This is a genomic window from Shimia sp. (assembly GCF_039969785.1).
GTDB lineage: Bacteria > Pseudomonadota > Alphaproteobacteria > Rhodobacterales > Rhodobacteraceae > Shimia.
In genome coordinates this window covers 142734-163171 of record NZ_JBDVNC010000037.1, presented here as the reverse complement: position 1 = coordinate 163171, position 20438 = coordinate 142734, and the positions used below count along the sequence as shown (strand labels likewise).

The window sequence follows — 20438 nt, the reverse complement described above, 5'->3', positions numbered from 1 at the left end:
CATGGCAACCGCTGAGCAACATTACATTCTGCCACGCCCCGAATTTGACAAGCCGGTCAAGATCCTGATCGTGCGGGCGCCATATTACAAGGATATTGGTGACAACCTGTTGCAGGGGGCCACCGCCGAGATTGAGGCCGCTGGCGGTACCTGGGAGCTTGTGGATGTGCCGGGCGCGCTGGAAGTGCCGACGGCCATTGGCATTGCTGAACGTATGAGCAATTTTGACGGCTATGTTGCGTTGGGCTGTGTCATTCGCGGTGAGACCACGCATTATGAAACAGTGTGCAATGACAGCAGTCGGGCCATTCAGTTGCTGGGTCTGCAGGGGCTGTGCATTGGCAACGGCATTCTGACCGTGGAAAACCGCAAACAGGCCGAAGTGCGTGCCGATGTGGAGGATCAAAACAAAGGTGGTGGCGCGGCGGCTGCGGCCTTGCATCTGGTGGCGCTGGGCCGTAAGTGGGGCGGCCAGCGCAAAGGCGTGGGATTCCTGCCCGACGCCGATGAGATCCAGTTCGCTGGTGAATTGAAGGACAACCCGACCGCATGACACTTTCCGGCAACCAGAAACGCAAAATGAAATCCGCCGCACGGCTTTACGCTGTGCAGGCGCTGTTCCAGATGGAAGTTTCCAAACAGACCGTGGATCAGGTGCGGGTTGAGTTTCTCGATTTCCGGTTTGGCGCCGAAGTGGATGAAAGCGCGGATATGATCGAAGGCGACACGGCGTTGTTCAACAAGACGGTCGAAGACGCGGTGAATTATCAGGCGCCGATTGACCAGATGACGGATCGTGCGTTGGTGGCCAAGTGGCCGATCAACCGGATTGACCCAACCTTGCGAGCGTTGTTTCGTGCGGCTGGCGCCGAAATGCTGAAGTCGGATGTGCCTGCAAAGGTCGCGATCAGCGAATACGTGACAATTGCCGAGGCATTCTTTCCGGACGGCAAAGAGAGCAAATTTGTCAATGCGGTGCTGGATCATATGGCACGCGAGGCCAAACCCGAGGCATTCTAAGACTTTTTCGGCGCAGATCGGCATCTTCGCGCCTATGCGGCTTGTTATATGCGGCGCTTGGAATATCATGGGCGTAATCCAAGGAGTTGTTCCCATGCCGAGACTTATCCGTCTTTATATCACGCAGGTTTTCACTGGATTTGGGTTGTCGGCGCTGTTCGTTGGGCTGTTGCTTTATGCCAATGTCGCAAACCTTTGGCATCTTGTATCGTCCAGTTCGGCCGGGATTATGGCTGTGATTATGCTGTGGGTGTTCAATGGCATTGTTTTTGCCGGGGTACAGTTTGGGATCACCATTATGCGGATGGCGTCTGAAGACACGCCGGGCGGCGGTCGGCGCGGTCACGTGCCGGTGGTGCAGGGAACACCGGTTCCGGTAAAGGTTGTGGCCAACCGTCGTTGATCACTCCCAAACGGTCAGAATTTCCGAAAGCGGCTTTTTGAGTTTGGCGACCGAGGGTACCGTGGCGTGTGGCGCCGCGCGTCCCGTGGCAAGGATCATGACAGGTTTTTCTGAGACCGGACGGTCCAGCGCGCCGTTCAAGAACTTCATCGGGTTGGGCGTGTGGGTCAGCACGCTGAGACCTGCATGGTGCAGCGCCGCGATCAGAAAGCCGCAGGCAATACCTACGCTTTCCGGAACGTAGTAGTTTTTGTAGCGGGTCCCGTCATTGAATGTGCCGTAGCGCTGCGCAAATACCACGATCAGCCACGGCGCATCGGTGAGGTGGGGTTTGTCGTCATTTGTGCCGATCGGTTCCAGTGCTTTGATCCATTCGTCGCCTGCGCCCCCGGCGTAAAACCGGCGCTCTTCGATCTCGGCTTCGGCGCGAATCTTCGCCTTGAGTGCTGGGGCTGAAATGGCGGCAAAACTCCAGGGTTGATGATTGGCGCCCGAGGGCGCGCGGCCGGCTGTTGCGATGCAGGTTTCGATGACATCTCGTGGGACAGGCGTCGGATCAAAGTCGCGCACTGTGTGGCGCGTGCGCATGACATCAAAAAACGCATTTGCCGCATGCTGCATCTGTGGGTCGGGCAGGGCGATCCGGTCCGGGAGTGAGATCGGGTCATAGTCGAGATGGTCGCGAGAAAACATGCTGGCTCCGGAGCGATGGTGTCACCCGGAGCGTACGTCAATTTGGAGCGTTGATAAATGGGTGTAAGCAAGGCCTTGCAGGCCTTGCGCCCCTGCGGGGGGCGGGGGCGGCACTGCGTGCCGCCAGGCTCGCCGAAGGCGAGCCACGCCCAACGGGAGGCGTGGCATTTTAATGCCGCGGGCGACGGGCGGGAGCCCGCCGTGCGTCTTGATTATTCCATGCCGTGCAGATTGGACAGGAAGTTGTGCCAGCCCTTGTCGAGCGCCATGACCAGCCCATAGCCATCGGCATTGTCTGGCAGGCCGCTATGTTCCAGCGTGAGGCGGGTGCCACCCGGGGCATCTTCCAGACGCCATTCCACGGTGGTCATTGCCCCGCTCAATGGACCAACTGTAAAGGACCATTTCATATAGTCGTGCGGATCGGCCTTTTCGACTTTGCCCCAGCACATGCGCTCTCCGTCATTCTGGCTGCTCAGCAGATAGTCCTGACCTTCGGCAAGGTCCTCATTTGCAGGGTGAAACCACTCTTTTAGTAGGTCAGCCTTGGTCAGAAATTCCCACACGCGCGGCTTGGGCGCGGACAGGAATACGGATTTGCGAATGGTTGTGTCAGTCATTGTTGTTGTGTCCAGTGTCATTTGAGGTTTCCTTTTCAATTGCAGATTTCAGGGCGTCCAGGCGGGTGTCCCAGAAGCTTTCGAACCAGCCCAGCCAATCGGCGACCGGGCGCAGGGCGTGCGCGTTCAGCGAGTTGATTTTTTCACGCCCTTCGGCGCGCACTGTGATCAGGCCGCCATCGCCCAGCACAACAAGATGCTTTTTGACGGCGGCGCGGGTCATGTCGAAATGGTCCGAAACCTCGGCAATGGTCATGTCGCGGTCGCCTAACATGCGCAGGATGTCGCGGCGGGTGGGGTCGGCCAGGGCGCGGAATGTGGGTTGAAGATCGGGGGGCATGTGGAACCTGTTTTCGGTTTTCGGTTTTCGGTTTTCGGTTAGCGGGTTTCGGGGGCAGCGGGCGCGTCGGAGAGGTGGTTGCGCAAGCTGTGTTCAAAGAAATGCTGCCAACCGCGGGTACAGACATCCAGACATTCCAGATCGGCATTCAATCCAACATGGGTCAGCGTGACATTTGTTGTTTCGCCCTTGGCCTCAAGGTGCCAGCGAAGGCGCGTGCCTTGCCATTCAGCCGTATCGGCGACGTCTTCGATGATCATGTTTGCATCAACGCAAAGCCAGTCCAGCCCATCGGGCCCCTCAAAGACAAACCGTACATGGGATGGGCCAAAGTGGATTGTGGCCCCATCGGCATCGCGGTCAACTTTGGAACTCCACCAGATATGCATGTCGTTCATTATGGCCTCGCGGACCTCGGGAACTGGTTTCGCGACGCTGATGGTCGCGCAGTAATCTGAAAGGGTGGTCGCGTCAGACATGAAAAGCTCACTTTGCAATAAAGAGATACCATTTGGTTTCACTTATTAACAATACCAAACGGTATCATGTCAAGCGATAATATTGACAGATTGGTCGCGGCGTATCGATCGGAGAGGGGGAAGGATCGTGATTGAGCCTGAGTTCGTGCAGTTATCGCACAAAAAAAGGGTGCGCCTGAGCGCACCCTTTCAAATTCTTCAAACTTGGTTCTGGTTTATGCCAGAGCGAGGTTTGTCGCGCTTTCGCGGCCGTCGCGGCCTGCTTCAACGTCGAAAGTAACCTTCTGGTCGTCTGCCAGGCCAGTCAGGCCGGAACGCTCAACAGCAGAAATGTGAACAAAGATGTCTTTGCCGCCAGTTTCCGGTGCAATAAAGCCAAAACCTTTAGTCGAGTTGAACCATTTTACGGTGCCAGTAGCCATGCCGTGTCTCCTAAATTTAGTTAAATACTGCCTACGATTTGCCGTAGACAGGCGTCGCCAGTGCAAGATCGAGTGCAAGTCGCCGGTCAAAGGAGAGATGGTATCGATAGAAATAACGTAGCGCGTGTGCATATGACGTGTTCGCAGCAGTTCGTCAATAAAAAGATGTCCGCGCGGAGTGAGTTTCGTACATATATTTTCGCGCACGGATAAAAATGAACGGGAAAAAGTGGCGGGCCCGCAAACGCAGCCGTGGGGTTATCTCATTCCCGAGGACCTGTATATACAGGTGGGCGCCAGGTAATCAGGCCAGGACCAGAACAGAGCCAGCTCCCTCGGAATTGCTTAAGGCCACCGGAATGCAACCGTATCACGAGAAGGGCAGAACCCGCCGTCTTTCTATCTATGGGGGCGAGACGGCTTGAGCAAGGGGGCAGTGGAGAATCACCGCGCGTTGTCGTGGATTGTGGCCCTTCTGACCTCTGAAACTGCGCGCAGTTGGGCAAGTGACTGCGTTGGGGCTTGATTTTTGTTCACGAATTGTTCACGTTTCTGGTTATGGATCACGAATTGCAACCCGGACAGCTTTTGGCGCGCGGTGTCAGCCGTCATTTGCGCAGTCACGGTTTTGTTTCAATTGAAGAGTTTGTGCCGATTCGGGGGCTGCGTGTTGATGTGATGACATTGGGGCCCAAGGGTGAATTGTGGGTGATAGAGTGCAAATCTAGCCGCGCGGATTTCCAGACAGACAAAAAATGGCAGGGGTATCTGGAGTGGTGCGACCGCTATTTCTGGGCTGTCGACATCGAATTTCCCACTGATTTGCTGCCTGAGGGCACCGGTCTGATTATGGCGGATGCGTATGACGCAGAGATCATCCGCATGGGGCCAGAAACCAAGCTGGCAGCGGCGCGGCGCAAAAAGCTGATCCAGAAATTTGCCACCGATGCCGCGCGGCGGCTGCACCGGTTTCGCGACCCGAAATTGCCGGGGCTGCCCGAAGACGAGTGATCGGTCAGCCCAGCCCCGCTGCGGCGAGCGCATCAATCAGGCGTTTGCGTTCTGTCTCAACCGGATAAGGGAACATGCGCGCCGCGTGGGCAAGGCTGTATTTGGGTGAGATCGTTTTGATAGCGTCTACGCTGGCCTGTGCGGCAGATCTGTCGCCGGTTTCCCACTGCGCGCGAGCCAGTTGCACATGCGCGGGCAGAAAGCGTTTAACACGCGCCAGAACTGACGTGAAATGCGCAATGGCGCGGTCGTGATGGTGCAAGAGCACCTGCGTGTGGCCTTGGGGAAATTCCCAGCTTGGCGGGAAATAGCTGTCTTTTGAGAAAACCGCATCAAGCATGGGTTCGGCCTGTTGCGGGCGTGCCAGCCGGTTGAGGGTTTCGCCATAGGCCAGCAAAACCTCGGCGCTGTCGGGCGCGCGGGTGCGGGCGGCGTCAAAAGCAGCAACGGTGACGTCTGGCTGACCGCGATAGCCTAGCACCCAGCCAAGGCGTGTATAACCAAGCGCGGATGTGTCATCCAGCACGATGGCTTTGCGGGCAAGGGCTTCGGCGGCGTCAAGCGTGGGGTCAGAACCGGGCAGGCCAAAGACATGCAGTGAGGTCCGGCAATAGGCCATTTGCGCGTAGGCATCGGCGCATTCAGGGTCAAGCTGAACGGTTTTCTCAAAATGATCGAGCGCTTCGACAAAGGCGTCAGGGCCGTAGCGGTAATAAGCATAGCGGCCTTTGAGATAGTGGTCATAGGCATCAGAATGCGCGGTGACGTGCCGGAGCGCGGGGCTGGCCGGGTGCCCGGGGGTCAACACGTCATGCAGGCGTTTGGCGATCAGATCATGGCCCGCCAAAAGCGTTTTGCGCGTCAAATCAAAACCCTCGGCCCAGGTTTGTTCGGTGCCGGTGCCATCAAGAATGGCAATATTGATGCGCAGGGTTTCACCGATCTGGCGCATGCTGGCGTCTATGATGGTCGTGACCCCGGCGTTTGCAGGGGGGGCCAGATCGCCATAGGCGCGGGCGGTGTACAAGGACAGGACCCGCCGTGACCCCGACCGGGTGAGCGCGGTGATCAGGTCTTCGGTCAGGCCTTCGGCAAGATAGGCAATGTCGTCGTCGCCCGGTCCGGCGCGCACTGGGCGAACCAAGAGTGTGGGGCGTGGCGTCGTAGAAGCGGGCAGCGGGGATGTCGCGACATGGGCAACAAAGCGATACCCCTGCGAATGCGCGGTTTTGATGATGCGTTTGTCGCGCTGCTGATCATCAAGCGCGCGGCGCAGCGCCTTGATCGCGCCGGATATTGCCCAGTCGCTGACGGCGCGGCCCTGCCAGATTTCCGCCACAAGATTATCGCGCGTGACGATGCGGTCACGATGCCGGATCAGATGATCCAGAAGGCGCAGGCTTTGAGGTTCAATGGCCACTGGCGCGCCGTTTCGTGTGAGCTCGGCCGTGGCGGTGTTCAGTTCAAAACCCTGAAAGCGCCAGAGGGCGGGTGATTTTTCGCTCATTGCGCCATTCCTCCCGAAATCCTCTAACAATGCTCTGACTCTGCCCAAGCACTATTGGCCAGATTGGCCGATGAATCGAGTGTCCAATGTGAAGAAGGAGGGCAAAATGGGAAAGATTACAGCAACCGCAACCGTATTGATGTTTGGAGGGGCGGTGAGTGCGGCCATGGCAGATCGGGTCAATGTCGCGAGTGACGCAAACGTGGCGCGCTCGGTCGAACGACTGAATACAGCGGTTGAGGCCGCTGGTGCGCGGGTGTTTACCACGGTGGATTTCCAGAGGGGCGCGGCCTCGGTCGGGGAAGAGTTGCGGCCCACGACTGTGGTGATTTTCGGCAGTCCCAAAATCGGGTCGGCGGCGCTGCAGGAGGGGCAGACCATGGCGCTGTACCTGCCGTTGCGCATTTTGTTTTTCGAGGACGAGAACGGGCAGACCTGGGCCACATATGACGAGCCGACCGCAATTGCTGCGTCTCATGGTTTGTCGGCAAACAACGCTGCGGTTCTACAGATGAAGGCGGCACTGGCCCGGTTTTCGAGCGTCGCAACGGGTGGGGGAATGTGATTTCGGGGGAGGTGGCATGCCCCCCGGTCGTATGGCGGTTGTTTTTAGGTGGTCCTGTCAGGCGGTGACAATCTGATCGACCAGCCTTGCCAGCCCTTTGGGGTCGGCGAAAAACGGGGAATGCCCTGTGTGCATTTCATAGACGTCCTGCGGTGGAAAACCCTGAGACATGGTGGTTTGAAATTCCGGCGGGATGGTGCGGTCTTCGGTGCAGCAAATGTAGGATTTCGGCACGTCTGAATAGCCCTGACCCAGTGTGATGGGTGTTTCCTGTGGCAGGATGGCTTGAGGGCTTAGGCGGGCCAATGCGGTGACAAGCGTACCTTGTGGGCAATCATGGTAAAACACGTCGCGTGTATGGGCTGGATCGATGGCAAAGCTTTTGCCATCGTCTGATCGCACAATCGCATGGGTCAAAAGCTGACGGGGGGCGGCGCGACGCATGTCGGCCAGCGAATAGCCATCCCATGGCGCATAGGCGCACAGAAAGATCAGGCGTGCGATACGATCAGGGGCCAGATCAGCGGCGCGCGCGGCAGGAAATCCGCCCCAACTGTGGGCCAGAACAAAAATACCGTCGTGCAAAGCATCAACAACCGTCCGGGCACAGCTGTCCAATGTTACCTCGTCCAATGGCGTGGGGTCAGCCCCATGGCTGGGCATGTCGATGCTGGTTGTGTCATGTCCAAATGCCTGAAGGGCGGGTTCCAGATCGCGCCAGCACCACGCACCGTGACAAGACCCATGCACCAGCAGGATGTCAGACATGGCCTGTCTCCCTGAGGAAACCGGTTAGCAGCGCTGCATAGGTTTCGGGGCGCTCTACACATGGCAAATGGCCCGCGCGCCGGATCAGCTCAAAGCGCGATCCGGGGATCAGATCAATGGTTTCACGCACCAGATCGGGCGGCGTTGCGCCGTCTTCGGACCCGGCGATGCCCAAGGTGGGCAGGCGCAGCCCGGATGTCGGGGTGTAAAAGTCGGTGCCTTTGATAGCTTCAGCGCATCCGATCCATCCTGTGGTGGGAGTGCGTTCGAACATGTTGCGCCACAGGGCGATATCCGGGTTGGCCTGAAAGTCTTTGCTGAACCAGCGCTGCATGGTTGCCTCGCTGAGCGCGGCAATGTCGGCGTTTCGCGCAGCCTCAATCCGTTCATCCCATATTTTGGCAGTGCCAACCTTGGCGGCCGTGTTGGACAGCACCAGCGCGCGTGTCAGGTCCATCCGTTTGACGGCCAGCCCTTGGGCGATGATGCCGCCGATGGACAGACCCACAATCATGGCATCGCGTACATTCAACAGATCAAGCAGCTGTTCGGCGTCGTGGATCAGCGCGCCCATGCTGTATGGCCCGGATGGCACGTCCGAGAGCCCATGACCGCGTTTGTCATAGCGGATCAGGCGCAGCCCGTCGGGCAGGTGCGCAAGGATCGGATCCCACAGCCGCAGATCGGTGCCAAGTGAATTGATAAACACAACCGGCGCGCCCGCAGGATCGCCATCTTCGCGGTAGTGCAGTCTAAGGCCGTTTAGGTCGGCGGCATGCATGCTCACTCTCCCAGCCTGATATGGGCCATGATCTGACCGTGGTCGCTGGCCAGTTTGTTATAGGGCGCTTCGGCGTGGCTGCCATCGGTAATGTGGTCATTGAAGACGCTGAAATATTCCATTTCGCCAATGCGCTTGTCGTTGTCGGGGTGAAAATGTCGAGACAAATAAATTTGATCAATACTTTCGTAAACGCCCCCGAATGCGCTTGTGTATACCATATCACGAAGCGATTTGCGGACGAAGAGGTTTTCCGCAGATGTCAGGCGCATGGCGTTTACAGCGGCTGAAATTTGCGCATTTTCGGATTTAGTGTAGCGGTCGTTGCGGTCTTTGGCGTTGTGGCGCAGCATCCATGCATAGTTGCGGAACGGCACTTCGCCCGAGATGATTTCCGAGCTGACCGCGTGTTCTCCGTCGTTGAAGTCACCCAGAACCATCACCGGATACCCGGCTTCAAGCTCGGCCACGATGGCGCGGCGCAGAACCCAGGCTTCGGCCATGCGGCGCAAGGCAGCGCGCAACGATCCCATGGCGCGCGCGACCGGGTCATATTGGGTCAGGTCGCTTTCGGGGGCAAAATCAGCCCCGGCGGGCGTCAGAAACTCGCCCAGTTTGGATTTCAGATGACAGTTGAAAACAGTGATCACGGTATCGCCAACCGGCACGCGTGCCTTGAGCATGGGGCGCGACAGGCGGCTGATGCTGTATGCGCCGCCGTCGCTGCCGGTGAGTTCGCGAAATGGGATGACCAGCGGTTCGGGCAGGTCCTGAATGATTTCGGGCGTGCCCTTAAAGCCAAAGCGCGACAGGATTGCAACGCCCGGGCGGCGACGTCCGGGTTGGCGGGTGTCGTTGCTGTTGGGCGCAAAGGCCAGCGCGGCGTCGCCGTAGGGTTGATAACCCAGTTTGCGAAAAATCGCTTTGCGGTGATAGCTTTTGGATTTTGAGGGGATCACGGCCTCGTTTGAGGCGATGCCAATCTCGTCAGCCTCAGAAATCACGTCGCGCAGGGCGTCTTCTTCAAAAATTTCCTGAAAACCTACAATGTCGGCGTCCATGGTGAAAACCTGATTGGCGGTCCAGTCGGATTTCCATGCGTGTTCTTCGGGGGTGTAGGTCTGAAACTGATAATACTCCTTGTCCGGACCAATCAGATTTTTGACGTTGAAAGACGCGATTGTAAAACGGGTCATGGGCGAGGCCTCAAAATATGATTTGCGCGGATGCGTTGTCAGGAATGCTTGTCCAATGCCAAAGCAAAGACGTCGGAATCCACATTGCCACCGGTGCAAACGGCGATGACTGCGTCGCCTTCGATCTTGTCTGGGTGGAACAACGCCGCCGCCAGCGAAACCGCGCCGCCCGGTTCCAGCACGATTTTGAGCCGTTTGAACGCCAGCGCCACCGCGTGCAGGGCTTCGTCTTCGGACACCACAAGACCGGGGCCGCACAGGCGGGACATGATTGGAAATGTCAGCTCACCCGGGGCGGGGGTTATGATCGCATCACAGAGCGATCCGGTTTGGGCGTTGTTGGTTTCGATGTCCCCCGAGATCAACGAGCGGGCGACATCGTCAAACCCTTCTGGTTCAACAGGGCGTGCGCGTAATCCGGGTGCGTCAGCCTCAAGCGCGAGCGCAATGCCCGAGGTCAGCCCGCCGCCACCGCAGCAGATAAGGACGTCGCCCGTCTCAACATCCATTTCGCGGGCTTGTTCGGCAATTTCCAGCCCGGTGGTTCCCTGACCGGCAATCACATAGGGGTTGTCGTAGGGTTTGATCATTGTCAGGCCACGATCCGCTTGCAGTGCGTCGCCAATGGCTTCGCGGCTTTCGCCGCCGGGGCGGTCGTAAAACACCACCTCGGCCCCCAGGGCGCGGGTGTTGTCGATTTTTAACTGGGGCGCATCGTTGGGCATGATGATCACCGAAGGCGCGCCGTGTTTGGTGGCCGCTAACGCAACGCCCTGGGCATGGTTGCCCGAGGAATAGGCGATCACTCCGCGTTTGCGGGTGGCGTCATCCATCGCCGACACTGCCGACCAGCCGCCGCGAAATTTGAATGATCCGGTGTGTTGCAGGCATTCCGGCTTGATCAGCATGCGGCGCCCGGCAATCTCGTCCAGAAACGGAGAAGACAAAAGCGGCGTGCGTCGGGCGTGGCCTTTGAGCCGGTCTGCGGCCGCGCGGATCATGTCGATATTCATTGGGTTTCCTTTTCCGCAAGTGCGGCAATCCAGTTGTTCAGCACGGTGACGCATTCAGGTTCGTCAAGAAAGGGGACATGTCCGCGATTTTTCACCGTAGCTGCGATCATGGGCAGGCGGCTTTGCATTTCGGCAAAGGTTTCGGCACTGAGGATGTCGGAGTTTTCGCCGCGTAGCCCGGCAACGGGCACGCCTGCAAGCGCATCAAACAATGGCCAAAGGTCCGGTGGCGTGGCCTCTGGCGAAAAGGACGCGGCCACAGCATCCCGTAATTTGGGATCATAGTTGATCTGTAGCCCGGTATCCGTTTCGATATAGTGTTTTTCGACCTCTTCGCGCCAGCGTGACATCGGCACGTTGTCAAAACCGGGCACACGGGTGCCAAAAGCGGCTTCGGCCTGATCATGAGTTGTCCAGACCGGGTTGCGGCCCAGAAAGAGCATGATGCCCTCAAGCCCGCCAAGTTCGATGACCGGGCCAACATCGTTGAAGCACACTCCGCTGAGGCGGTCGCGCGCGAAGGCCGCCAGCGTCAGCGCGATCAGACCGCCACGTGACGTGCCCAGAATGGCGGCGCGGTCAAGTTCGAGAAAATCGAGCAGTTCCAGAGCGTCCTGTGCTTCGCGCGGGATAGAGTAGGTCGTGAAATCCTCGGCCCAGTCAGACTGGCCACGCCCACGATAATCCATGCGGATCACGCGGGCCCCTGTCAGATATGGCAAAGCATAGTCAAAGTCCGAACTGTTGCGGGTTAACCCGGCGAGACAGAGCACAACGGGTCTGTCGTCGCCTTGCGTTATGCCGGTGTCGTCAAACCATAGAGACAGGCCATCGGATGTCGTGAAGTTCGCCATTAGCGCGAGGTCTCTTCCGGGATGCCGGTCAGGTCGCTGAGCACAATTTGCGGGGTCCATGGCAAGCGATCAATCGGCTCTCCGGCGCGGTTGACCCATGCTGTGGTGAACCCAAACCCGGTGGCACAGGCGGCGTCCCAGCCATTGGAGCTGACAAAAAGCACGTTTTCGGGTTGGCAGTTGAACCGTTTCAGAACCAGATCATAAACCGGGGCGGCAGGTTTGAAGATGCCGACACTTTGCACGCTGAGAACATCATCAAGGAGTGCACCAAGACCTGCCGATTGCACAGCACCCTCCAGCATATCGGGCGAGCCATTGGACAGAATGGCGGTATTCATGCCTTGAGACTTGAGATCGGCCAGCATGCCGGGGACTTCGGGATAGGCGCTGAGTTCCCAATAGAGCTGAAGCAGGCGTTCGCGCAGTTCCGGATCGCCGTCCAGCCCAGATGCTTCGAGCGCCCAGTCCAGACCATCTTTGGTGACATCCCAGAAATCGGTATGCGCATCAGCGACGGCCCGCAACCACGTGTATTGCAATTGTTTTAGACGCCAATCCTGAGCGACGCGCGGCCAGTGCTGCGCAAACGTTTCGCGTCCCGGTTCGCCAGAGGCTTCGCGAGCGGCTGCGGCCACGTCAAAAAGCGTGCCATAAGCGTCAAAAATACAAGTGGTGATAGCCATGATGTTCTCCCTTATTGCACAGAGAGTGGCAGGAATTCCGGACGGGGAAAAGGGGCGTTTGTCAATCCTGTCTGTGTTGGATAATGTGCGGCCCTCAAGCCGGTCGACAGGCTGGACAATGCTGACAGTTAGGACTTTTCATGGCAGCTGCTAAATCGGGCGATACAGTCCGTATTCACTATACCGGGACGCTGGATGATGGCACGGTTTTTGACAGTTCCGAAGGCCGCGAGCCGCTGGAATTTAAGCTGGGTTCGGGACAGGTGATTCCCGGATTTGACTCGGCCGTTGATGGTATGGCGATCGGTGACAAGAAGGTTGCCGAAATTCCCGCCGATCAGGCCTATGGGCCGCGCCATGACGAAGCGGTGCAGGATGTGCCACGCGGCGATATCCCCGCAGAAATCCCGCTGGAAGTCGGGCTGCAATTGCAGATGCGCGCACCGGACGGGCAGGTGATGCCGGTCACAGTGACGGCGATGAGCGATGAGACCGTGACGCTGGACGCCAATCATGCGCTGGCGGGCAAAGATTTGACATTTGCCATTGAGTTGGTGTCGGTCAACTAAATCCAGGTTGCATTCAGATAGTTCAGGCCCGCCGGTTTCGGCGGGCTTTTCTTTTACGCATGAACGCGTAGCTTGGGGCCAGCTGATAAGGGAGAATGGCATGTCACTGGCAGACGTTTTGGCACTGGATTGGCCGATTTTTCAGGCGCCGATGGCGGGCGTGTCGACCCCGGCCATGGCTGCAGCAGTGAGCAACGCGGGCGGATTGGGCGCGTTGGGGCTGGGGGCTGCCGGGCTGGACGGCGCGCGGTCGATGATCCGCGAGACGCGGGCGCTGACGACGCGGCCATTTAACGCCAACTTCTTTTGCCATGCACCTGCAAAGCGAGATGACGCGCGTGAAGCGGCCTGGCTGGCCGCGCTGGCCCCGGAATTTGCGCAGTTTGGCGTTCGGCCGCCGGAAAAACTGCATGAGATTTATGCGTCTTTTGTCGGTGATCGCGCGATGATGGATATGGTGCTGCAGGAGCGCCCCGGTGTGGTGAGCCTGCATTTCGGACTGCCGGATGCGGGCTGGATTGAGGAGTTGCAGGCGGCGGGAAATTTGGTTTTCGCCTCGGCCACGTCATCTGAGGATGCTCGCGCGGCGCAGGCGGCAGGTGTGGACGGTGTTGTGGCGCAGGGGATCGAGGCCGGTGGGCATCGCGGTGTGTTTGACCCGGCTGGCGCCGATGCTGCGCTGAGCACAGAGATGTTGGTGCAGGAGTTGGTTGGCACCCTGGACATACCGGTGATCGCGGCGGGCGGATTGATGACTGGCGGTGATGTGGCGCGGGTTTTGGCGCTGGGCGCTGAAGCGGCGCAACTGGGTACGGCGTTTATTGATACAGTCGAGTCGGCAGCGGACGCAGCTTATCGCGCGGCGTTGCGCGCGCCTGAGGCATTGCCGCCGGTGCTGACCGACAGGGTTTCGGGGCGTTTGGCGCGCGCGCTGCAAAATCGTCTGACAGCCTGGGGCGAAGCGCAGAGCGACGTTCCGGCTTATCCGGTGGTTTATGATGCGAGCAAGGCGTTGATCGCAGCGGCCAAGGGTCAGGGTGTCGTTGGGTATGGTGCACATTGGGCTGGCTTGGGCGCCGCTGACGCGCGCAGCGGAACAGCCGCAGAGATCCTGACCCTGATCTGTGAGGAATTACGACAGGCGCAATCCAAATGAGCGCCCTTACGGGCGCGCAGGTTGCGCACTGACGTGTGATTTGGCGTCCGGCCTGAAAGGGGTGTGTACTGGTCGTGCGCGTTATTTTTCCCAGAGATGTGATGTCGCTGCGCGTTTGTTTCCATGTTGAAAAAGTGCGGCCATGTATTCCGAAGAAAACCGGTCGCTGGGATCGTAGACAACGCCAACATCCGGGCTGACGCTGGCCACCGAAAATGCCAGATCGTTTCGCCTTGCCAATAACCGCGCGGTATTCACCGAGGTCGCCGCGCTGGCGCGTGTCATAGCGGTCAGTGCCTGTTGGGAAATTCCCAGTGGCGTCGCAGAGGCGACTTGCGGTGCGGGGGTGAGCGTATTGTTGATCAGAAGGTAGAGATGGCCGCCGCCAGACCTGCGCGGAGGCGCAGAAAATGCGGCCTTGGGTGTGGCGAGAACCTGCATATGCACACCGCCATCGACATGGGTTTCGCGCAAAACTCTGTTGGGGGTATCAAATCGAATGGTCACTGGCGAAAACAGCCCCGGAAGCGCGCCGGATGCACGCAGGATCGCGCGGAACAGGCCGTAGTCTTTGGCTTTGGCAATCGTGCCCATGTTCCAGACCACAGCACGCGAGGTTTCAAGATTTGAGGTGGCGACAAACAGGCGACCGCCAGCATCGTGTCGGCGCGCGACCGCGTCCAGCAGGGGATCAGGCGTATAGGTCTTGATCAGTTGGGCAAGGGGCGCGGTGTCATAAAGTGCGTTGCCGCTAACCGCGCTGATGCCGCTGAAGTGCATGATGTCATCGGCTTCGTGGTCGGTAAAAATCCGACGCAATATGTCGTCGTATTTCGGACCAAGAAAGGCAAAAGGCGCAATCAGCGCCCCGGTGGACACACCTGTTACGATGTCAAAATCCGGTCTGCGGTTGGCATTGCTCAACCCACACAGCGCGCCTGCGCCAAATGCGCCATCTTCTGCACCCGCGGACAGGGCCAGTATCTGGGGCGCATTGCGCAAAGTCGGCACGTGCAAGTGCTGCGTCCAGATGTCAGCAGACGCATCTGCGCCAAAACGAAAGCGAGCCAGCGGATCAGGTTCAGACTCACCCAAAACTGCCGGGACGCTGACGGAACCGCCAGCGCACCCGGACAGCGACAGGGCTGCCATGCCCAGAAGCATCCGTCTTCTGTCCATTATGTTCGACTTCCTCATTTATGAGCGGTCTGACTCAGGCGAGATTGGGCCAGGCGTCAAAAGGTTGTTTGGCCAGGGTCATCGCCCCGTCATCCGCTTTATGGATATTAATCCACGCGCGCCAGTTGACGTCGTCGGTTTCCGGGTAGTCCAGCCGATAATGGCTGCCCCGGCTTTCGGTGCGCATCAACGAGGCGCGCAGTTTCATTTCGGCGCTCAGGATCATGTTGCGGGTTTCATGGGCAAGCCGCAATTCGTGCATATTGGCCGCACGCAGGCTGGGCGCGTGGTGGTCACGCAATTCTTCGATATAGGCCAGGGCGGCGCGCATCATATTCTCTTTCTTGATATAGAGCACAAAGTTGGGGATCATGATGCCTTGCAAAGTTTGAGTGACCCAGGCGGGCCCATACCCGGCCTCGCGTTTAAGCGGTGCCAGAATGTCATCGACGATTTCTGACAGCCTAGCGTCGGAGATCTCGGGCATTGCGAGTTTTTCGGCAAACTCTGCAGCGGCCTCGCCCGCGATGGCGCCCTGAACGGCAGACCCGGCCAGCGATGATCCGATCTGGGTGTATATCCCACCCGCCATATAGGACCCAAGCGCGTCACCTGCGGCGTAAAGGCCGGGTACGGTGGAGGCGCAACGATCGTCAATTGGCACCAGCCCTTCGGATTTGTGGATGGCCATGCCGGCCGATGCCCCGCCGACATTTGGTCCGGACATACCGGGAGGCGGCCCGCCATGTTCGCCGCCGGGAGGTGGGCCGTCGGGCCTGTCGTGGCCGCCTCCGGGTGGGCCACCGGGAGCGCCCTTGCGCTGAAATTCTTCGGGAACATTGGGACCACCGCCTGGCGCAGATGGTCCGCTTGCAGCTTTGGAAGCATCGGGCGGTCCCATGGAAACCGGATTGCCATTGCGGTAAGCTGTATAGTTGAGGTCGACGCCCAGATCGTGACGCACGTCAACGCCGACGGTTCCGGGGACCTGTTCGAACATGTCCCCCCAGTTGTCAAAGCAGGCCGCCGGGTGATTGGCGTTGCCGGGATGGCCGTCGTTCCATTCTTTGCCGGTAACCTTGGCACCAATTTCATAGGCCATGATCGTGCCGTCATGTGTCAGGTCGCACACCGGAAACCCGTTTGGTTTGAACCCGCCAGCACCGGTGCACAGGATCACGGTTTTGGCGCGGTAGGTCACGGTTTCTTCGGCGTCCAGCCGGAACCCGGCAGCACCTGCGATCTTGCCGTTTTCCTTAATCAAATGGGTGATGACGATGCGTTCATGCAGGGGGATGTCGCGTGCCAGAATCGGCGCCATGAAGGGTTTGTTGCTGAGGACACTGTCAAAGAACCCCCATTCCCTAAGCTCCTGAGCGCGCGCGAACGAGTGTTCGGCGACCTGACGCGTGTAAACCGGATTGTTGGTGCCCAGGGCAGAGCGGGAGACCGTTTCGGTAAACGTATCCAGCGACATGCCCTCTTGGGTCGGATCGTAGGTGAAGAACCCCTTGGCAAAAGGTGTAAGCCCGGACGCACCAAGCCGGCCTTTGGAGACGATCATCGTTTCGGCCCCGGCATCATGCGCTTTTACAGCGGCGAACAGGCCGGCCATACCGCCACCAATGACCAGAACATCAGATTGAAAATCCGTGTTTGAGATGGTTGTCACGTCGATTTCTGACGCATTCTGTGCCCACGCAGCCCCCAAACCCATGGATGCCAGCCCAACGGCGCCGCCGGTCAGGGCCAGAAAATCGCGTCGGTTCGGCGTCGGGTTATCATTTGCATTGGTCATCTATTTGGCTCCTTTGAGTGTCGGAACTGATTTGAGGGTGCACAGTGGAATTGCGTCGCGGTAAAGCCTTAGCAACAGCGCCACGCCAGCGGCGGCCAGTGCAATCATCAGAGCGGACAAGGTCATGTCCGTGTGGCGGCCCAGTTCGATTGAGTGCCACAGGGCAACGCCAACAAACCCCACAGTCAGGGCGCCGTGAAAATAGCGCCAGTTGCGGTACTTGATCGAGAACCGTTTGATCATCCGCATGCGGAACATCGCCGTTGCCCCAAGGACCAGCATCAAACCCCACGCGATCAGGCCCAAAACGACGCCGAGATTATCAAAGGTTGTCAGCAGGGTGATCAGGGCATCAATCGGTTTGACCCCAGCCTCGAAATAGCGCGGCAGCACGATCAGAAACGGGTGCAGCAGGAAAAAGCCAATTGCAGTGTAGGCAATGTATTTGTGCACGCGTTGAATGACCTGCGGCTTGAACAGCGCAAGAAGTGTGACGTTGCTGCGGGCCAGATAGAACTGTCCCAGCATCAGCATGAACGCCAGGATTGTCAGGACGGACAGCGCCTCTTTGAACGCCGAGCGACGCGGGACGTCACCCATGGTATAAAACAGGACTGGCAGGCCGATAAAGATGGCTCCGGCGGCAACAATGCTGAAGGTTTTGAATTGCCGTTCCATGGTTACCCCCACGACACGATGACGGGAATGGATTTGTCCGGTGACATCTCGATGGCGTCCACGGGACAGTACATCCGGCACAGGTGACAGATTTGGCAATCCGCCGCATATGTGATCACCGCTTTGCCCGTCTTTGGATCCAGCCGGATGACATCACAGGGGCAAGACTGAACACACTCGCCGCAGCCGATACATCCGTTGATGCTTTTGATCGTCATTTGAGGTCCTCTTGCGTGGGTCACCCGGAGTGAGTGACCGGTTTTGCTGACAACTGACATTGCAACCAGACCGTGGTCCAAGGGGCAAAACACAGCTCAAAAGTGATCGCTGCGATTGCGGTGCCTGATGGGTGCATCAGTCGGTCCCTGTCTGGTGACTTACCGTGAAATCTAGAGGCCGAATGTGGAGGGAGAAGGAAGTTCTGGCAGATTAGTGAAATCCGATATTTAGTGCGTTTGAATGCCGGGAGATATTTGTTAAGCAGCTGTTATTGATATATTTATCACGACTACTCTCCGTTAATCACTTGATGATTGCGGGGTCGGGATTGCCGCAACTTGACGGGATGGACTGGTTTCTCCATCTTGGCTTCACATTCCAAGGGCAATGCAGACGGATGACTTTAAACAGGATACCTCTTGCGCCCAGATTATTTGGCGCAATTGTCATGACGGCGTTGCTGGTTATTGCCACTATGGCTGTGCTGATTTCGACCAGCATGCGGGACGGATTTGCGCAATATCTCCTGAAAGGAGAGCTTATCGGGTTGCAGCCATTGGGCGAGGCTTTGGCCGCGCGTCACAATCCGACCCGTCCGGGCTGGCCTGAGTTTCGGGGTGATCCAAAGGCCTGGCAGGCTTTTGTCAATCATGAGTTTCGCCCGCCGCGTCGCGATGCGCCACCGCCCCCCGGCGGTCCGATGCCTGTGGGCGCGCGTATGGTGTTGCTGGACGCGTCTGGTAACCAGATCGCAGGTGCGTCGTCTGATGCCAGCCCGGTTGAACGGATTGCCATTCGGCCCGCGGACGCATCTGAGACCTCTGCGCCAATAGGGTGGCTGGGACTAACCGCTCCGCCCGGCGCACGCACCGTGAGCGACGCATTTTATTTGCGCGGGCAATTCCGGTCTTTGGTCATTGCGTCATTGGCGGCTATCGCAATTTCAGCGATAGCTGCGTTTCTGCTGGCGCGGCAATTTCTGGCGCCAATTCACGCGTTGGAGGCCGGGGCGCAGACGCTGGCAGGTGGGAACTATGCCGCGCGAATTCCCAATAATCGAGGGGATGAACTGGGGCGTTTGATTGATCACTACAATGATCTGGCGGCCAGTCTGGAAGCTGCGGAGATTGCCGAAAAGCAATGGGTTTCGGACACCAGCCACGAACTTCAGACTCCGCTGGCGGTATTGCGTGCGCAGATTGAAGCGGTTCAGGATGGGGTGCGGGAGGCCGACGATAAAACGTTGGCTGCGATGCACAGCGCCGTGCTGCGCCTGACGCGGCTGGTCAACGATCTGCGGACGCTGGCGCGGGGGCGTGAGCGCGGGTTTGACGCGGAATTTCGCAGTACCAATGTCACGCAGATTTTGAACGAAGCGCTGGACGCCACCGCCGAGCGGTTTGAGGCGGCTGGCCTCGAGTTACTTCATCGCATGGACACGCCGATGAAGGCGCAGTGCGATCCGATCCGTATTCGGCAGGTGATTGATAATCTGCTGGAAAATGCACTGCGTTATACTGATGCGCCGGGTCGGGTGCGGCTTGGGGCATGGGCCGATGGCGGGCTGTTGCATATCGAATTGGCGGATTCTGCACCGGCGCCCTCGCACAGCTCTTTGCCGCAACTTTTTGACAGGTTCCACAGGGGCGAGGCGTCGCGCGCCCGCGCGCTGGGCGGGTCGGGGTTGGGATTAGCGATCTGCAAGGTTGTGATCGAAGCGCACGGCGGCAATATCTGGGCAACGATGTCAGATCTGGGCGGGTTGCAAGTGCACATCACGTTGCCTGTGAAAGGGAAAAGCACATGAGCGACCGGCCTCACATCCTGATTGTTGAGGATGAACCTGATCTTGCAGATGTGATCCGCGATTATCTGACACAGGCAAATATGGATGCGGATATTCTGTCGGATGGCACATCTGCGGTAGAGACGATTTTGCGCACCAGACCTGACTTGGTAGTGTTGGATGTCATGCTGCCGGGCAAGGATGGGTTGACGATTTGTCGAGAGGTGCGGGCGCAAAGCGACGTTCCGATCATCATGGAGACCGCGCGGGTCGAAGAAATCGACCGGCTGTTGGGTTTGGAACTGGGCGCGGATGATTACCTGTGCAAACCGTTTTCTCCGCGCGAATTGGTGGCGCGGATCAAGGCGATCCTGCGGCGCGCCGCACCGTCGGCTGCGCCAACAAAAGGGCTGGTGCTGGATAGCGAGAAATGGCGTGCCACTCTGAATGCGACATCGCTTGATCTGACGCGCCGCGAGTTTCAGTTACTGGAAGCGCTGCACAATCGGCCCGGCAGAGTGTTTTCACGCGGCCAGTTGTTGGATTTGGTGTTTCCCGACGATTCCGACGTTTTTGACCGCACGATTGACAGTCATATTAAGAACATACGCACCAAGGTCAAAGCCGTCGCTCCTGAGGCAAACCTGATCCGGTCGGTCTATGGCGTAGGCTACGCTTTTGGCGATTAAAGTTCC

25 protein-coding genes are annotated in these 20438 nt (G+C 58.4%); 9 read left to right on the top strand and 16 right to left on the bottom strand.

The window, feature by feature from the left end; genetic code table 11:
- Position 1 precedes the first annotated feature (1 nt).
- From ABJI08_RS17710 to ABJI08_RS17700, 3 genes are all read left to right on the top strand, one after another.
- A complete protein-coding gene (locus tag ABJI08_RS17710; protein WP_348403181.1) occupies positions 2 to 553 on the top strand; it encodes a 6,7-dimethyl-8-ribityllumazine synthase in 552 nt (183 codons plus the stop codon).
- Complete coding sequence (gene nusB / locus ABJI08_RS17705) at positions 550 to 1020, top strand: transcription antitermination factor NusB (RefSeq protein ID WP_348403180.1); 471 nt, start codon at positions 550 to 552, stop codon at positions 1018 to 1020. Before ABJI08_RS17710 ends, nusB begins: the two co-directional genes overlap by 4 nt.
- 94 nt (positions 1021 to 1114) lie before the next feature.
- Positions 1115 to 1423 (top strand): hypothetical protein, encoded by a 309-nt coding sequence (locus ABJI08_RS17700; protein WP_348403179.1) that lies wholly within the window; start codon positions 1115 to 1117, stop codon positions 1421 to 1423.
- Here ABJI08_RS17700 and ABJI08_RS17695 read toward each other — a convergent pair whose 3' ends face one another.
- The 5 genes from ABJI08_RS17695 to ABJI08_RS17675 all read right to left on the bottom strand — a co-directional run bounded on the left by ABJI08_RS17695 (position 1424) and on the right by ABJI08_RS17675 (position 3977).
- Positions 1424 to 2116 (bottom strand): nitroreductase family protein, encoded by a 693-nt coding sequence (locus ABJI08_RS17695; RefSeq protein WP_348403178.1) that lies wholly within the window; start codon positions 2114 to 2116, stop codon positions 1424 to 1426.
- Positions 2117 to 2328: 212 nt separating this feature from the next.
- Positions 2329 to 2757, bottom strand: coding sequence for an SRPBCC domain-containing protein (locus ABJI08_RS17690; RefSeq protein WP_348403177.1), 429 nt, complete (start codon positions 2755 to 2757; stop codon positions 2329 to 2331).
- Complete coding sequence (locus tag ABJI08_RS17685; RefSeq protein WP_348403176.1) at positions 2729 to 3076, bottom strand: metalloregulator ArsR/SmtB family transcription factor; 348 nt, start codon at positions 3074 to 3076, stop codon at positions 2729 to 2731. The genes ABJI08_RS17690 and ABJI08_RS17685 overlap by 29 nt, the downstream gene beginning before the upstream one ends.
- A gap of 38 nt (positions 3077 to 3114) precedes the next feature.
- Positions 3115 to 3555 (bottom strand): hypothetical protein, encoded by a 441-nt coding sequence (locus tag ABJI08_RS17680; protein WP_348403175.1) that lies wholly within the window; start codon positions 3553 to 3555, stop codon positions 3115 to 3117.
- A gap of 215 nt (positions 3556 to 3770) precedes the next feature.
- A complete protein-coding gene (locus ABJI08_RS17675; RefSeq protein ID WP_348403174.1) occupies positions 3771 to 3977 on the bottom strand; it encodes a cold-shock protein in 207 nt (68 codons plus the stop codon).
- 558 nt (positions 3978 to 4535) lie between these two features.
- Here ABJI08_RS17675 and ABJI08_RS17670 point away from each other — a divergent pair.
- The gene (locus ABJI08_RS17670) at positions 4536 to 4988 is read left to right on the top strand and encodes an MmcB family DNA repair protein (protein WP_348403290.1); all 453 of its coding nucleotides are present in this window, start codon (positions 4536 to 4538) and stop codon (positions 4986 to 4988) included.
- A gap of 4 nt (positions 4989 to 4992) precedes the next feature.
- On the opposite strand, the gene ABJI08_RS17665 is transcribed toward ABJI08_RS17670, so the two are convergent.
- Entirely contained in the window at positions 4993 to 6495 is a 1503-nt protein-coding gene (locus ABJI08_RS17665) for a winged helix-turn-helix domain-containing protein (RefSeq protein ID WP_348403173.1), read from the bottom strand.
- 106 nt (positions 6496 to 6601) lie between these two features.
- On the opposite strand from ABJI08_RS17665, the gene ABJI08_RS17660 reads away from it, so the two are divergent.
- On the top strand, positions 6602 to 7060 hold the full coding sequence (locus ABJI08_RS17660; protein ID WP_348403172.1) for a DUF302 domain-containing protein: 459 nt from the start codon (positions 6602 to 6604) through the stop codon (positions 7058 to 7060).
- Positions 7061 to 7117: 57 nt separating this feature from the next.
- On the opposite strand, the gene ABJI08_RS17655 is transcribed toward ABJI08_RS17660, so the two are convergent.
- The 6 genes from ABJI08_RS17655 to ABJI08_RS17630 are packed head-to-tail and all read right to left on the bottom strand — an operon-like array spanning position 7118 to position 12358.
- Positions 7118 to 7828, bottom strand: coding sequence for an alpha/beta fold hydrolase (locus ABJI08_RS17655; RefSeq protein ID WP_348403171.1), 711 nt, complete (start codon positions 7826 to 7828; stop codon positions 7118 to 7120).
- On the bottom strand, positions 7821 to 8609 hold the full coding sequence (pcaD, locus tag ABJI08_RS17650; RefSeq protein ID WP_348403170.1) for a 3-oxoadipate enol-lactonase: 789 nt from the start codon (positions 8607 to 8609) through the stop codon (positions 7821 to 7823). The genes ABJI08_RS17655 and pcaD overlap by 8 nt, the downstream gene beginning before the upstream one ends.
- Before the next feature lie 2 nt (positions 8610 to 8611).
- Positions 8612 to 9805 (bottom strand): endonuclease/exonuclease/phosphatase family protein, encoded by a 1194-nt coding sequence (locus ABJI08_RS17645; protein WP_348403169.1) that lies wholly within the window; start codon positions 9803 to 9805, stop codon positions 8612 to 8614.
- Between the two features lie 38 nt (positions 9806 to 9843).
- Positions 9844 to 10818 carry a threonine/serine dehydratase gene (locus ABJI08_RS17640; protein WP_348403168.1) on the bottom strand — a complete coding sequence of 325 codons (975 nt, stop codon included), beginning with the start codon at positions 10816 to 10818 and terminating at the stop codon, positions 9844 to 9846.
- On the bottom strand, positions 10815 to 11672 hold the full coding sequence (locus ABJI08_RS17635) for an alpha/beta hydrolase (protein ID WP_348403167.1): 858 nt from the start codon (positions 11670 to 11672) through the stop codon (positions 10815 to 10817). Before ABJI08_RS17635 ends, ABJI08_RS17640 begins: the two co-directional genes overlap by 4 nt.
- Positions 11672 to 12358 carry a haloacid dehalogenase type II gene (locus ABJI08_RS17630; protein ID WP_348403166.1) on the bottom strand — a complete coding sequence of 229 codons (687 nt, stop codon included), beginning with the start codon at positions 12356 to 12358 and terminating at the stop codon, positions 11672 to 11674. Before ABJI08_RS17630 ends, ABJI08_RS17635 begins: the two co-directional genes overlap by 1 nt.
- A 140-nt stretch (positions 12359 to 12498) precedes the next feature.
- On the opposite strand from ABJI08_RS17630, the gene ABJI08_RS17625 reads away from it, so the two are divergent.
- On the top strand, positions 12499 to 12927 hold the full coding sequence (locus ABJI08_RS17625; RefSeq protein ID WP_348403165.1) for a peptidylprolyl isomerase: 429 nt from the start codon (positions 12499 to 12501) through the stop codon (positions 12925 to 12927).
- Positions 12928 to 13027: 100 nt separating this feature from the next.
- Positions 13028 to 14083, top strand: coding sequence for a nitronate monooxygenase (locus ABJI08_RS17620; RefSeq protein WP_348403164.1), 1056 nt, complete (start codon positions 13028 to 13030; stop codon positions 14081 to 14083).
- 81 nt (positions 14084 to 14164) lie between these two features.
- Here ABJI08_RS17620 and ABJI08_RS17615 read toward each other — a convergent pair whose 3' ends face one another.
- Genes ABJI08_RS17615 through ABJI08_RS17600 form a run of 4 tightly spaced genes read right to left on the bottom strand, consistent with a single transcriptional unit; the run spans position 14165 to position 17956 of the window.
- Positions 14165 to 15262 carry a patatin-like phospholipase family protein gene (locus ABJI08_RS17615; RefSeq protein WP_348403163.1) on the bottom strand — a complete coding sequence of 366 codons (1098 nt, stop codon included), beginning with the start codon at positions 15260 to 15262 and terminating at the stop codon, positions 14165 to 14167.
- Between the two features lie 34 nt (positions 15263 to 15296).
- The gene (locus tag ABJI08_RS17610; protein ID WP_348403162.1) at positions 15297 to 17060 is read right to left on the bottom strand and encodes an FAD-binding protein; all 1764 of its coding nucleotides are present in this window, start codon (positions 17058 to 17060) and stop codon (positions 15297 to 15299) included.
- The gene (locus ABJI08_RS17605; RefSeq protein ID WP_348403161.1) at positions 17061 to 17738 is read right to left on the bottom strand and encodes a ferric reductase-like transmembrane domain-containing protein; all 678 of its coding nucleotides are present in this window, start codon (positions 17736 to 17738) and stop codon (positions 17061 to 17063) included.
- A gap of 2 nt (positions 17739 to 17740) precedes the next feature.
- The gene (locus tag ABJI08_RS17600; RefSeq protein ID WP_348403160.1) at positions 17741 to 17956 is read right to left on the bottom strand and encodes a 4Fe-4S dicluster-binding protein; all 216 of its coding nucleotides are present in this window, start codon (positions 17954 to 17956) and stop codon (positions 17741 to 17743) included.
- A gap of 449 nt (positions 17957 to 18405) precedes the next feature.
- Here ABJI08_RS17600 and ABJI08_RS17595 point away from each other — a divergent pair, with 449 nt between their 5' ends.
- Together ABJI08_RS17595 and ABJI08_RS17590 are read left to right on the top strand one after the other, a co-directional pair.
- Entirely contained in the window at positions 18406 to 19764 is a 1359-nt protein-coding gene (locus tag ABJI08_RS17595; RefSeq protein WP_348403159.1) for an ATP-binding protein, read from the top strand.
- Positions 19761 to 20432, top strand: a complete 672-nt coding sequence (locus tag ABJI08_RS17590; RefSeq protein ID WP_348403158.1) for a response regulator — start codon at positions 19761 to 19763, stop codon at positions 20430 to 20432. The genes ABJI08_RS17595 and ABJI08_RS17590 overlap by 4 nt, the downstream gene beginning before the upstream one ends.
- The last annotated feature ends 6 nt before the right edge of the window (positions 20433 to 20438 follow it).